Origin of the sequence: Citrobacter sp. RHB20-C16 (genome assembly GCF_013890155.1) — a bacterium.
GTDB classification, from domain to species: domain Bacteria; phylum Pseudomonadota; class Gammaproteobacteria; order Enterobacterales; family Enterobacteriaceae; genus Citrobacter_A; species Citrobacter_A amalonaticus.
Genome location: NZ_CP057630.1, coordinates 2423559 through 2437949, shown reverse-complemented (window position 1 = coordinate 2437949; position 14391 = coordinate 2423559). Strand labels below are relative to the sequence as shown.

Annotated in this window: 12 protein-coding genes; 1 reads left to right on the top strand and 11 read right to left on the bottom strand. The window is 52.1% G+C overall.

The genetic code is table 11. The features are described 5' to 3' along the window. Positions 1-15: 15 nt before the first annotated feature. The gene (locus HVX64_RS11725) at positions 16-381 is read right to left on the bottom strand and encodes a glyoxalase/bleomycin resistance/dioxygenase family protein (protein WP_043000710.1); all 366 of its coding nucleotides are present in this window, start codon (positions 379-381) and stop codon (positions 16-18) included. 92 nt (positions 382-473) lie between these two features. On the opposite strand from HVX64_RS11725, the gene tam reads away from it, so the two are divergent. Further along, complete coding sequence (tam, locus tag HVX64_RS11720) at positions 474-1232, top strand: trans-aconitate 2-methyltransferase (RefSeq protein WP_044258896.1); 759 nt, start codon at positions 474-476, stop codon at positions 1230-1232. Positions 1233-1234: 2 nt separating this feature from the next. Here the strand turns inward: tam and HVX64_RS11715 are convergent, their stop codons facing one another. The 10 genes from HVX64_RS11715 to sad form a co-directional block, all read right to left on the bottom strand. Next, entirely contained in the window at positions 1235-1660 is a 426-nt protein-coding gene (locus tag HVX64_RS11715) for a CaiF/GrlA family transcriptional regulator (protein ID WP_082195364.1), read from the bottom strand. Positions 1661-1981: 321 nt separating this feature from the next. After that, entirely contained in the window at positions 1982-4765 is a 2784-nt protein-coding gene (locus HVX64_RS11710; protein WP_181825416.1) for an autotransporter outer membrane beta-barrel domain-containing protein, read from the bottom strand. A 223-nt stretch (positions 4766-4988) separates the two neighbouring features. After that, positions 4989-5903 (bottom strand): bestrophin family protein, encoded by a 915-nt coding sequence (locus HVX64_RS11705; protein ID WP_043000713.1) that lies wholly within the window; start codon positions 5901-5903, stop codon positions 4989-4991. Between the two features lie 206 nt (positions 5904-6109). After that, positions 6110-7561 carry a tagaturonate reductase gene (locus tag HVX64_RS11700; protein ID WP_181825415.1) on the bottom strand — a complete coding sequence of 484 codons (1452 nt, stop codon included), beginning with the start codon at positions 7559-7561 and terminating at the stop codon, positions 6110-6112. A gap of 106 nt (positions 7562-7667) precedes the next feature. After that, positions 7668-8195 carry a GNAT family N-acetyltransferase gene (locus tag HVX64_RS11695; protein ID WP_044258891.1) on the bottom strand — a complete coding sequence of 176 codons (528 nt, stop codon included), beginning with the start codon at positions 8193-8195 and terminating at the stop codon, positions 7668-7670. Positions 8196-8269: 74 nt separating this feature from the next. Then, positions 8270-9706, bottom strand: coding sequence for a diguanylate cyclase (locus tag HVX64_RS11690; RefSeq protein ID WP_044258890.1), 1437 nt, complete (start codon positions 9704-9706; stop codon positions 8270-8272). 183 nt (positions 9707-9889) lie between these two features. Continuing rightward, complete coding sequence (locus HVX64_RS11685; RefSeq protein ID WP_044258888.1) at positions 9890-10249, bottom strand: DUF4186 domain-containing protein; 360 nt, start codon at positions 10247-10249, stop codon at positions 9890-9892. Then, positions 10249-11175, bottom strand: a complete 927-nt coding sequence (gene glsB, locus HVX64_RS11680; RefSeq protein WP_044258885.1) for a glutaminase B — start codon at positions 11173-11175, stop codon at positions 10249-10251. Before glsB ends, HVX64_RS11685 begins: the two co-directional genes overlap by 1 nt. A 63-nt stretch (positions 11176-11238) precedes the next feature. Then, complete coding sequence (locus HVX64_RS11675) at positions 11239-12828, bottom strand: methyl-accepting chemotaxis protein (RefSeq protein WP_044258884.1); 1590 nt, start codon at positions 12826-12828, stop codon at positions 11239-11241. A 101-nt stretch (positions 12829-12929) separates the two neighbouring features. Next, the gene (sad, locus tag HVX64_RS11670; protein ID WP_044258882.1) at positions 12930-14318 is read right to left on the bottom strand and encodes a succinate-semialdehyde dehydrogenase; all 1389 of its coding nucleotides are present in this window, start codon (positions 14316-14318) and stop codon (positions 12930-12932) included. Between the last annotated feature and the right edge of the window lie 73 nt (positions 14319-14391).

The window sequence follows — 14391 nt, the reverse complement described above, 5'->3', positions numbered from 1 at the left end:
TCCAATGAATTACATTCACCAGGCCTCTGGCTCTCTTAGCATATGGACAATGTTGCACGGATTCATGATCCAGCCGCCCTTGAAACCGTTGGGTAACGGTTCAACTGCGTCACAGCGGACTACGCCACATTGTTCAACGTATTGTTCGGCAGCGCTGAAATTAGGCGTGAATAATTCCAGCCAGAGTTCAGCCTGACTGAGTCCCGGCGCTTCATCAATCCAGAGCCTGTTCGATCCGAGTTCGAATCCGACTGCTGGCGGCTTATCGATAATTTCCGGTAATCCAATAACATTGCGATAAAAATCAATCGTCTGTTGATACTGATGTGATGGGACCTTCATCGCAATGTCGATGCCACCTTTGATATCTGGTTTATTCACAAGGAATTTCCTTCCCAGTCGCTGGCAATACTAAACTAGTATAGTTCATACCTTATGCACACTTAGTTGAACCATTGACAGGAGAATTACTGATGTCCGATTGGAATCCGGCGCTGTATATGCAGTATGGCGCAGAACGTTCAAGACCCGCTGCTGAACTGCTGGCCAGAATTCAACTTGAGCATGTCTCTTCCGTGGTTGATTTGGGATGCGGCCCCGGTAACAGTACGGCGTTACTCCAAAGCCGCTGGCCTGGAGCGAGTATTACCGGTGTAGATACCTCTCCCGCGATGCTGGACGAGGCTCGAACGGCTTTGCCAAATTGTCACTTTGTTGAAGCGGATATTCGTCAGTTTCAACCCGTCACACCGCCCGATGTCATTTATGCCAATGCCTCGCTACAGTGGATCCCCGATCACTATGATCTGTTTCCCCGCCTGGTCACCCTGCTGAATGATAACGGCATTCTGGCCGTGCAAATGCCGGATAACTGGCTGGAACCTACACACGTGCTGATGCGTGAAGTGGCTTATGAACAGGATTATCCGAATCGTGGTCGTGACGCCCTGCCCGGCGTTCACGCCTACTACGACATTCTGAGCGAAGCGGGATGCGAAGTGGATATCTGGCGCACAACCTATTATCACAGGATGCGTTCCCATCAGGCGATTATTGACTGGGTCAGTGCCACAGGGTTGCGCCCCTGGCTGCAGGATCTCAATGAACACGAACAGCAACGGTTCCTGGAGCGTTATCATCAGCTTTTACAAGAGCAATACCCACTTCAGGAAGATGGCCAGATATTACTGGCGTTTCCGCGCTTGTTCGTGATTGCGCGTCGCCAGTCCTGATCTCACTCTCTCAGCGGACAGGCTGCTTTCCAGGCGGCCAGCTTCGCTTCATTATTCCCGGTTGGTCGTGATAATAGCCAGTGTGAAAGCTGACGATCGTCCGTTGCGGTACTCTTCTTTACCTGACGAGTTGCAGGTGTCACTTTGGCAGGCGGTGCTGTTAAGTTCCCCGCCGTCGCCGGTGAATGTATTTTGACTAATAGCTGACAATGTCCGCCCCGTACTGCCGTTTTGCGAACGCTGAATTCGATGTCGTGTTTATCGTAGCGGTGACAAAGATAATGCAGTATCCCGCTGGCCCGGCGCAGGTCAATATGAAATGCCTGGCTTACGTCATTGCGTGAAAATTCTTTATTGCGCAGAAATCCCCACCAGGCAACGGCTCTGAACAGCGGCATTTCCCCTAAATGCCGGATTTCCTCGGGCATGTGAAAACGGTGCTCCGCGCGTCTTTTCGTGGTGGAGGACGATGAATTAATAAACATCGCGTTCCCTTAATAACGATTGGCCTGAATATCAGGTGGATTAAAAGTGTCCAATACATTTATCACGCAAATAGAGTGGAATTATTTGATCTCAACGCGCCTGAGATAAATCGCTTTAATTACCTTGTAACGGAGGTTTCCTGCGTTATTCGTCAGGTAATAGAGTGATGCAGTCTATTAATTCACACTTTTCGTTAATAGTTCAGGGAGGTGTTGATGATAGAGACAACCCCGCACATCCTGCAGAATGCGCGGGGTTAAGCGTTAAAAGAGCAGCTTCAGACCAAGCACTGCCTGGGTATCGCTAAATCCCTCACTACCGATCTGCTGACCAATATTTCCCCACAAATGCAGGCGCGAATTTATTTTCGCCTCGACGCCCGTTCTAAGCTCTGCAATATTTTTCGCTCCATCGACTGAGCCACTGATCTCATTCATTGAGACCGTATCATTACGCGTATTATGCAGCCAGTTCAGCTCAACAAAAGGTTGAAAGAGTCGATCTTTACCTTCATCGCGAATAGGGTAACCCTGCATAAAGGCTTTTACCCCAAGACGACTTTGTAGATTACCCTTCCCTTTATCCCGCACCCATGTGCCGTTATCTTCACGGTGATCGTCGGCAGAGACGTCCATCCAGATAAGCTGCGCTTGCGGTTGCAACCAGTAACTCAGACGCGGTTGTTCAGCCAGTTTAACGGTGTGTCCCATCTCAAGAGATGCGGTCATTCCTTTCGAACGATAGCGTTCTTCCGCCAGAGATTCTCCGCGTACCGTGTTTTCAAACCAGTTGTAGAGCACCCATGCGTCTATCCAGGTCCCCTGCTTCGCGGCATTATCGGCATACCAGGTCGCGTACAAGCCTGCGCTGTAACCTGAAACCGTGCTGTCCGCACGATAATGGGATAATGATGACCGGGTATTGCTCTGACTGTTGGCATAACCCGTCATGACACCAAGATGCCAGCGATCCTCCAGACCGGAACTCCACTGAGCCAGATCGCCACCAATCTGCACCACATAACGATTACTTTGGCTGCTTAGCTGGCCGGAACGGTCATGAAAACGAGTATGCCCGCCAACATTGCGTAACCACAGACTGGTGACACGCGTTTCCCCGGTGATCGGGTCGATATACTGCGTTTCATCTAACCGGTCGTGCAAACGGGTAACAAACAGGGTGTTAGCCGCCCTGCGGTTTGCCAGGTATGCCCCCATTTCCGGGCGCATCACCGCCGCGGATGAGCGCTCGACGCCTGGGGATGGCGTAGGCAAGGGAATCGGATCATCCTCTTTCGGTTCAATAATCGGGTCATCTATAGGATCGATATCGTCGACGGGCGCCCAGGTATTGACCAGATACCAGTGGTTGGAATCCATGATCCCGTCGTCATTTTCACTTTCAACTCCGCGCAAAAGCGCGTAATCATACCCCCCGGCAACCAGACGGCTTTGGGCAACAAATTCACCCGCAGAATCCCCTGCAACCTGGACAACTCGCGCACCGTTCAGATCACCAACCGCGACATTGCCTAATTCCTTCAACACGACCCGGGTTGTTCCTGCGGTGTTTCCCAAGACATTAAGCTGGTTAACCACCGGTTTTTGTTGCACTTGATCCTGTGTGCTGTTCAGGCTCAGTAAGCCATTGTCACTGTTGTAATCGCCCCTGACCGTCAGGACACTACTTGACAGCGCCAGAGCATCGCGGTTGGCCAGCGGATCGCCAAAGCTCAGCCTCCCACCAAGCTGAAGTGACAGAATGGTCTGACTGTAGCCGTTCAGATCGAGTGTGGCGCCCTCCCCGACAGTAAAATCAGAATTCGGGCTAAAACCTGTGACACTTCCGGCGCTGAGCGTTCCGCGACTGATGTGAGTATTTCCGGTATAACGATTATCGCCGCTCAGTTGCGTCGTACCCGGTCCGCTATGGTTGACATTACCGTAGCCTTTTATCGCTGCATTAAGAGAATAATCTTCGCTGGTGTGGTTAAAGTTCAGTGTTGCAGTACTATTTTTCTGGTTTGTGTCACTCAGTATAATGAGCGGCGTCTCGATAGATCCTGCTTCTTGTGCAGTTTCACCGGGTTTGCCACCTATATTCAGTGTGGCGGTACTTCCTGTCCCTATGCCAAGCCAGATTCCCTCTCCTGTCTTAACTTTGCCGCCATTACTGATATTAAGTTCACCTTTGGCATCATTTGGCGTGGTTCCAAAGCCCCCTAAAATGAGTAATGTACCAACCTCTAAAAGAGAATTTTCGCCGTCGACATTCACGACGCCGTTTCCTTTAAGCGTTGAGTTTAACGTCTTTCCGACATAGCCAATATTCATATGTCTACTAACTGAAAGTTGACCACCGTTCAAAATATCCAGTCGGCCCTCTGCCTGATCGCCCACAACAGCCCAACCGGAACGGATCGACGAATTCTCACCTTCTACCGTGGTCAGTCCTTTTGCATCAGCATAAAATTCACCGATGCGCAGTTCGTTAATATTGGAGATCTGACTTCCCTCTTTAACGGTTAATGTTCCGTCGCCGTTATTTTTGCCGACAAACAGATTCTCGCCACTGAGATCCCATTGCGCACCTTCGGTTAACGTAACAATTCCGACAGCACCATTACCAATCGCGCTTGCAGAGGATTTAATGGTGCGTCCTCTTATTGTGAGTTCACCTTTTGTGCCCTGACCGACGGTCAGGGAGCCAAACTCACGCCAACCAGGCTCGTTATTCACTTCCGCAGATAAAATGACCTGGGCATTTTCGTTAATAAGAACACTACTGTTCGCCGTCGTGGGCGTCCAGGATGCTGTTAATGTCTTTGTCGCTTTGAGTTTTTTCTCAATACACTCTGCGGCCGTTTCACTTTCACAGCGTATTTCCTCTGCCAACAGACCTGTCGGGGCAAAAAGACCGGTGGTGGCAAGCAGCAGTCCTGGAATAACCGGCAACGGAGAGAGAGACTTTATTGATACCAGTGATGGCGTCGACGCCTTTGCATCGACACGCGGGGTGTCATTCATTCCTGATTGAATAGCGTTCATAGATAATCCTCCTGATCATCGTTTAACATCCTGATATGCACTGATGGCATGCCGATGTTTTAAGAACGCCTTACGACCCTTATCAAGAGTTATTTTTAATCGCGCAGAAAATATGCGGACATTATCTGAAATTCAATCATCGGTGATAAGTTAATCCTGAAAACCGATGTTAGCGCATTGACACACCCAGCCTGTCGTTCATTTACTGGAATGTTCCCTTCTTTTACGTCAACTGGTAGTGCTTATCCGGCATCAGTTTCGCTGGAATGGTCGATTCATCATTCATCTCCAGCAGGTCAATTTCGATGGCATTACAGATAGCATCCAGGGGCAAATCGTTATTCTCTGTTCCAAACGGATCCTCCAGTTCTTCCGCCAGTGCATCCAGAGAGATGAAGGTATAGGAGATGAGGACCGAAATAAAAGGCGTCATGTAATGCAGATCGACCACCAGGGCGAAAGGCAGCATGATGCAAAACAGATAAACGGTGCGATGGAGGATCAGCGTATAGGCAAACGGGACCGGCGTATTGGCGATTCTTTCGCAACCGGCAAGAACGGCGGACATGTCATTTAAGCGATTGTTTAAACTATGAAACAGGATATCCGAGAGTTGCCCGTCTCGACGACGTGTCGCCAGCCATTCACCCATTATCAGTAAAATGCGGTTTGCCGGAGAGTGAGAGGCAAATACACGTTGCAGATCTGCCGTGCCAAGATACTTCGCCAGCGGTTCAGCCTGCGGTTTACGCCGCAGCGTCATGCGCAGACAGTGAGCGAAGGCGATTTGCAGTCGGACAAACTGCCCTAACTCGCGGTCATCCGGTAAGACCGTTTTGACTTCCCGCAGCAGTGAACGAGAAGCGATCATCAGTTGTCCCCAGAGTTGACGCGCCTCAACATAACGGGAATAACAGGCGTTATTACGAAAACCCAAAAAGATAGCGATTGCCACACCGAGGATGCTGAACGGTGCAAGGGTAAATTTGATACCCAGCATCGTATACCACGGCAGCAGGACGATCACGACAATAGACAGCAGAAAATTAAGCAGCAAGCGGGAAGAGATTTTTGCCAGTACAGAGCCGTGCCAGACGAATATCAGGCGTAACCAGTGCTGTTGCGGACGAACGATCATGACGGTTTTCTGGAAAGAAACGAATCCTGCTATTAAACGTGATCTGGATCAAACATTCAAGCATGTCCAACGTGACGTTGTCACCTGCCTTATGCTAATAGACATGTTCATGCACAAGGCTAACAGAGGGGAATAGTTATTAAATGCATTGTATGTTGTAACTATAGTGCTTGTATAAGAAACCCGGCCTTAGCCGGGTCACTGCTTTAGCAAAGCGGTTTCACCGCTTCTCGCATTCCTTTTGACAGAATGGCATCGAGATCGGCAGCCACCTGCTCAACCAGCCCCGCCACTTTCGTCAGGTCTTGCTCCCAGTGTTCTTCTACCGCCAGCACGTCACTCACCAGTTGCTGAGTCGTCATCTGGCGATCGCCATGCTGGCTCCAGAGTTGCTGAAAACGGGTGATCCAGTGCGCATCGTCCTGAACCGGGTAAGCTTCCCCATTACGCTCACCGCGATAGAACGCAATCAGGGCGGATAACGCGAAGGTCAGACGAGCCGGGAGTTGGCCGTTCGCCTTCTGCCCTGCCAACAACTGGGGAAGAATGCGGGTGCGGAATTTAGTCATCCCGTTCAACGCAATCGACAGCAACTGGTGCTTAATATAGGGGTTACGGAAACGTCCGGTAACCGCACTGGCAAATGACTCCAGTTCATCACGCGGCAGATCGAGAACCGGGATGATCTCCTCATAAATCGCTTTTTCCACAAAGGCGCAGATTTCGGTGTCATTCATCGCCTCGCCGACCGTATCCAGTCCTGCCTGGAATGCCACCGGTACCAGCGCCGTGTGCGCACCGTTAAGGATGGCCACTTTACGCTCTTTGTACGGCTTAATATCCTTAACAATCAGAACGTTAAGCGGATATTTATCGAGACGCAGTTCTGCTGCCAGTGATTTCGGTCCCTGGATCACAAACAGATAAAAGTGTTCGGCTGTATCGAGGAAACCATCGTGATAGCCCAGTTCGCTCTCCAGTTGCGCCGCTTCATCGCGCGGATAACCCGTGACAATACGGTCCACCAGCGTGGAACAGAAGACGTTTGCCTGATCCAGCCAGGTGATAAATGCCGCTGGCAGTGACCACTCCTGCGCATAGCGCAGCACCAGCTCACGTAAGGCATCACCATTATAATCAATCAGTTCGCAAGGGATGATGATCCAGCCTTTATCCGACGCGCCGTTGAAATGGCTGTAGCGTTCAAACAGCAGACGCGTCAGCTTCGCCGGATAACTTACCGCTGGCGCATCATCAAATTTATCACCTGCGTGATAACTGATACCTGCTTCCGTGGTGTTAGAGAACACAAAACGCATCTCAGGATTGTGCGCCAGTTTCAGGAACGCATCGTAATCACCGTAAACGCTGATTTCACGATTCACCGAACGAATCAGACGAGCATCGCTGACGGCTTCTCCCTGTTCATTCAGACCGCGAATGATTGTCGTGTAAAGACCATCCTGGGTACTGAGTGAAGGTGGGAATGTACTTTCAATAGGTCGAACAATGACCACACCAGAATTCAGATCGGTATGTTCATTCAGCAGATCAACTTGCCAGTCAATAAAGGCGCGAAGGAAGTTACCTTCACCAAACTGAATGATGCGTTCAGGATAGTGAGCACCGGGAAAATCGCGACGGTTAAGTGTTTTCACAATGGGTTCCCTTTCGATTAGTCATACAACCTGATTAAATTGGTAGAACAGGTTAGCAAAACTTCACGAGAGTAAAACTCTGTTTTGATCAATTCATGACAACTATTTATAGAGATTTATAGAAAAGCGTGGTGCCGGTCAGCTTTCCATCTGGCATCAGCGCATAATCAGGGATCTCACCGGCTTTGCGCCAGCCGCAAGAGTGGTAGAACAACTCAGCATCGCTTCCTGTAGCGGTATCCAGCACCAGCTGCGTTTTTTGCTGCTGTATTGCGCACGTTTCCAGTGCCGTCATCAACTGACGAGCGAATCCCTGACGACGTGCGCTGGAGTGAACTAAAAGTTTCGCCACGTCCGCGCGATGAGGTTGATTTTCCGGCTGCTTGAGAATGAGTTGCACGGTACCGACAATCACGCCTGAGGGGTTGTCGACCGCAAGAACGACGCGATCCCCTCTGCCCGCACTTTGCGCGACGTCATGCCAGAATGCACGTGCTTTTGAACAGGTAAACGGTAATACAAAACTGACTGATGCGCCGCGCGTCACACAGTCGGTCAGGACGTCACAGAGCTCATCAATTCTCGCCTCGATAGCTCCCGCATCCAACACATAACAGGATTTTGCCAGGGTCATGTTGCCTCCGTAATAGAGACAACACCATGCACTTAACATTGTGATAACACAACGGGGAGTTCCATAGGATATTGTTATGCCAGATCGCTTCCAGCAAAGACGGTCTTATCCGTCCGGCGATCGCTGGTCCGATTACGACCTTCGTTCTTCGAACGGTACAAACACTCGTCCGCTTCAACCATCAAGGTGTTGAAAACGTCCGTCAGCAAATGGGTGCCGATACTGCCATTCCCAAGGCCAATGCTGACTGTCAGATAGATATTCTGCTGGTTCCAGGTGAAGGGTTGCTGTGCGACCGCCGTACGAATATTTTCCGCCAGCAGCATTCCCTCATCAGGGTGGACTGAGGGAACCACCACGACAAATTCTTCCCCTCCCATACGCGCCACCAGCCCCCGGTCACCGATAATCTCGCGAATACGTTGTGCAAACACGCGGAGTACTACATCGCCGCATTCATGACCGAAGTTGTCATTAATGCTCTTGAAATAGTCGATATCCAACAGCATGACGGTGATATGCTGCGAGCGCGGATACTCCTGACGCTTCAGCGCTTCATAAAGTCCGGAACGAGAATAAACGTGGGTAAGAAAATCGAAATCGGCGCGCAGGGAAACCTGCTTCATCAGGGAATTAATCGCCGCCACGCTGACTGAAACCATAATGGGGCAAATTGCCATCGTGGCAATTCCCAGTCGGGCTGAGAACATCTGCGGCGTAGACAATGGTGACGCCACCGCGATATTGATTATCGAATTTGCCACCAGCACAATTTCAACGGCGCCGGTAAGAAAAGTCAGCAGACAAGTGACCTGCGGGGTGTAGCGCACCGCACACCAGATCAGCGCCGGCAGCGGAAAGGCCAGGCTTCCGGCGCCGCCAATAATGACCGATGCCAGCACCGAGATAATTAACGCCGCCACCGGCATCAGTTGTTCGGGTTTAAAGCGTTTTACCGCGCCAGGAATACCCAGCGTCAGCATACAGGGCACAATCAGCACCCCGGTTGAGAATTGTTCGCTGAACCAGTCAGCCACCAGTGGCCAGAATGACAGTCGGTCGATACCCACAGATCCCATCGCGCCAATTATGGCGCAGAGCAGTGCCGCAATCAGACAGTAATTAAATAAGCGTAACGCACTGATAGGCTCATATTTATTTTTCCCCAGTCGCTTATCGCGGATCACCAGTTGGGCGACAACCACGATAAACACCATGTTGGAGAGATTAATAATCAGCGATACCCATCCCCACTCGGTGGTGATCGCATCATAACCCAGCATGGCGACGTAGCTAACAGCATAATAATGCAGCTTGTTTAACCAGACATAACGGGCAAAAATCCCGGCGATCACGCCGTTGAGCGGCCAGAACAGCGAGAGTTCATGCACCAGGCGCAGCTCGGCGCCAATAAAGTAGAACAGTGTGGTTAAAGCAAAAATAACGCTGGCGTTACGCAGTGAATGGCCTTCCTGAAACAGCCGGAAAGACGGAATGTGGAGTACGTGCATTAAATATCTATCCATATAATTGCCGTCGGCAATTATCTCTGCGTAATGGTTATAATATTTAAGAGAATAGCATGAATTATTCTCAAAGGTAGTCGTACTCCAGCTGCGTTAACATTTTTATTTGTTAAATTCGCCAGCAATAAACCATGCTTATTTTATGGGATTAACGTAACCATTTAATTATTACGGTGTATTCATTTGAAGCACTAACCAGTGATGGATAACAGCGACCACATACTGCTGTTGCTCATCGCTCAACGGCTGTCCCTGGGCGATATTATGCCATTTAGCAAGACAGCCGCGACAGCAGGTCGCCGTGGCATGTTGGGCGATAAATACCGGATGACCGCGCATCGGCGTTTGTTTGCCGTCATTGACCGGTGCGGCTGGCGCAAGTCGCTTCGCCACAAAATCCGCAGCATGTTGATCGATAACCTCTGCCCCTTTATCCCAGCAATACTGTCTCTCTTTCGTGCCCAGACGAAAACCGGAGCGAAACGGCGAGCGCGACAGACGGGCAAAAAGCGGATCAAACGTGTTCATCAGTAAACTGAACGTCCTAAGCGTTGAGTCAGTTGTTCCAGCGCAGCGATACCCGCGAGCGAATTCCCGGTCGGATCCAGTTCAGGACTCCACACGGCGATCGCCATCTCATGCGGCACTATCGCCACAATTCCCCCGCCTACACCCGATTTCGCGGGCAAGCCAACACGCCACGCAAATTCCCCGGCGTTCTGATACATTCCGCTGGTCGCCATCAGCGCATTGATCTGTCGTGCCTGCATCGGCGTCACCACGGGCTCATCAAGATGAAACGCTTTCCCCTGGTTCGCCAGAAAGACAAACGTCTTCGCCAGTTCCACACAGCTCATTTTCAGCGCACAGTAATGAAAATAGTTTTGCAGGACCGTCGTCACGTCATGATGAAAATTACCGAAGGATTTCATCAGCCAGGCAATGGCGGCATTACGGGCGGAGTGTTCGAACTCTGAACGGGCCACCACCGCATCATAAGCGATATCCGGCACACCGCTCAGCGCACGAACCACTTCCAGCATACGCTGACGCGGTGCGCTGAGTCGCCCCTGTAACATGTCACAGACAACCAGCGCCCCGGCATTAATAAACGGATTACGCGGAATGCCGTACTCCATTTCTAACTGCACCAGCGAATTAAACGGCGAACCGGACGGATCTTTCCCCACCCGTTGCCAGATCTCATCCTCTGAATAGTGACGCATTGCCACCACCAGACTGAGTACCTTTGAAATTGACTGAATAGAAAAGCGTTCAGTCGCATCCCCGGCCTGCCAGAGCTGACCTTCCACGGTACAAATCGCAATACCCAGTCGGGACCCGTCAACCGAGGCCAGCGCGGGAATATAGTCCGCAACTTTGCCCTGACCTATCAGCGGGCGAACCTCCGCCAGAATGGTCTCTAAAATTGAATTGTCCAGAGTGATTGCCACACCACGCTCCTTGCCTGCCGGTCTGAAAAGGGCTGCGAGTATAACAGAGCGGAATACCCCACGTCAGGCCGGAAGTCGGAATCTCGCCACGGCGTGAATCAACTGGTGCGATTCATTATGCAACTGCTGCGAGGAAGCCGATGCCGTATCCACCAGTTCGCGGGTATCACGCGCGACCAGGTTCAGCGCCTGCAGCTGACGCGTCATTTGATGGATTCGGGCTCCCTGATGCAGCGTCGCGGCGGAGATATCATTCAGCGAGGCGCCCAGATTTTCCACCAGCGCGATCACCTGCTGTAAGTTCTCTTCCAGATGCGTCACTGCGCTTGACCCTTCTTCTATTCCTTGCAGAGAGTGATAGATCAGCGCCTGAATATCCTGCGTGGACTGACTGCTCTTGCGCGCCAGCAATCCCACTTCTCTTGCCACCACCGCAAAGCCGCGTCCCTGCTCACCGGCATGGGCGGCTTCGATAGCCGCGTTCAGCGCCAGAATATTAGTCTGGAAGGCGACGTTATCAATCAGCGCAATAATCCCGCGCATTTCCGCCGAGCGCGTCACAATCGCCTGCATTGAACGATTCACGGTATCCATCATTCGGTCACCGCCTGCCGCAATGGCGCGCGCTTCTTCCGCACGCTGATTCGCCAGTTGGGCATATCCGCTGTTATCTTCAACGTGCGTTTCCAGCACAGAAATATGCGAGGTGACGTTATGCAGTTCTTCACTCTGTTTCGCCGACTGCTGATACAAGCGCGTATTGTTCTGCGCCAGCCTTTCGATATTGTCAGCCATCGCCGTCGTTGCCTCACTGACCTGCTGGACCAGCTCACGTAGCCCCTGCTGCATCGCACCAATTCTTACGTGGAGCTGCGACACTTCCCGGTTAGACCCAGGTACGGCAGGAAGCGGCAGTGAGAGATCGCCTGCCGCCAGAATATCAATATGTGCGATCAGCCGACGCAGCGGAGAAATCACCCAGCGCGACATCCCCCACCAGACCGCGATCGCAATGGCCAGCAGCATTATCGGCAGGAGTAAGAACAGATGCTGAAGATTGAGTAGACGATCCAGCAGTTGTTGTCGTCCACTCTCCCGCTCCTGGGCAGTGACTTTTTGCACTCTGGCATAGTTATCATTGAAGTCAGCCTGAAACGCCTGAATGGGCACCGCAAAGAACGCGTCAATCGACTGCGTCTTACTTAGCCCTGTCACCTGTTCCTGGATACCGCCGCTAAAACGCTGATAGCTGTCGACCAGCCCGTCGTCCGCCTGCGGGTTCATTTCGCGCCATGCCTGCCACGCGGTTGTCGACTGAGTTAACGCCTGCCGGGCTTCGTCAATCAACGGCTGCCAGCTGCCTTCAGAACCCGTGGCGGCATCCTGCATAAAGTAAACACCCGCCCGATTGAGCAGATCGCTGGCGGTCAGAAGCGCAATCCGTGCCTCTTCAACTTTTGTCTGTTGACGCAACGCCTGTTGGTTACGCTGCTCGTTTTCCCGGGCCTGACTGACAGAAAACGACAGCATCAATGACGACGTCATTTGCAGCACGGAAAACAGCGCAATGATGCAAAAAATCCCGGTTAACAGGCCAAACTGCTGCGGTAGAAAACGGCGCGCAACGCGACGTAAAATTTGAGTTAAGTTCATAATATTCTTCAGTATCAACACGTTAAGCGCGAGTCTACGAAGCGTAAATGACAAAACTATGGCAGAAATGTGACAAGGCGCCCCGCAGAGCGCCGGAAAGATTAGCGTCGGTTCTTCCAGACGGTCTGCACATTACAGAATTCACGCAGACCAAAGTGCGAGAGTTCGCGACCAAAGCCGCTCTTCTTCACGCCGCCAAACGCCACCCGGGCATCGCTGGCGCTAAAGCCGTTGATAAAGACACCGCCGCATTCCAGACGTGCGGCCATCTCCAGTGCCCGGGCTTCATCGGCGGTAAAAAGGGTCGCCGACAGACCAAAGTCACTGTCGTTTGCGAGTTCCAGCGCATGCTCAGCACTCTTCGCTATGGCGATCGCCGCAACCGGCCCGAACAGTTCTTCGCGAAACGCCGTCATCTCAGGGGTTACGTTGGTCAGCACCGTGGCCGGATAAAAGTTACCGGCTCCGGACGGCATCTCACCGCCAAGTCGTAACTGAGCGCCTTCGGCAATCGCCGCCTGCACCTGCTGATGCAACTCGTCACGCAGATCGGCACGCGCCATCGGTCCGAGTTCGCTCTCCTCCGCCAGCGGATCGCCCTGCTTCAGCGCGGCGGCAGCCGCCACAAAGCGCGCGATAAAGCACTCTGCGATCCCCTCTTCGAGAATAAAGCGTTTCGCCGCCGCACAAACCTGCCCACTATTTTGGTAGCGTCCGGCCACCGCCGCCTGCACTGCCAGATCCAGATCGGCATCGTTAAGCACAATAAACGGATCGGAACCTCCCAGTTCCAGCACACATTTTTTCAACGCGGCTCCGGCCTGAGTGCCAATGGCTGCCCCTGCACGCACGCTACCGGTCACCGTCACGGCCGCAATCCGCGCATCGTTTATCAATGTGCTGACGCCCTGATTATCCGCATTCAGCCAGCCGTAGACGCCGACGGGTATCGCTGCATCAGCAAAAACCTGGCGGATGATTTGCGCGCAGCCAATGACGTTCGGCGCAGGCTTAAGCAGATAGCCATTACCGGCCAGCAAAATCGGCACCGCTCCGCGCAGCACCTGCCACAGCGGAAAGTTCCACGGCATGACCGCCAGAATGGTACCTAACGGACGATACTCAATGACCGCCTGTTGGTTTTCCACCTGCGTGGGTTCAGCGTCCAGCATCGCCGGGCCGTGTTCTGCATACCAGTCACACAGTGACGCCGATTTTGCCACCTCTGCACGCGCCTGTTTAATCGGTTTGCCCATCTCACGGGTAATGCACTGCGCCATCTCTTCGCCACGCACGCGTAAGGCCTGGCCGATGTCACGTAATTTCTGCGCCCGATACGCCACCGTAGTCTGTTTCCAGTCGCGAAATCCCACGGCCGCAAGCTGTAGCGCCTGTTCAATGTCCTGGGCCGTAGACCACGGCAATGCTGAAAGGCGTTCGCCATTGTACGGGTTGGTGGAAATGGCGTGGGTTGCCGGTGAAATCGTCATACAGTCTCTCCATCGTTCTTGATGCGATCATCATGGACGCATTTACTCTTTCCGAAAAATGAATAATATTAAC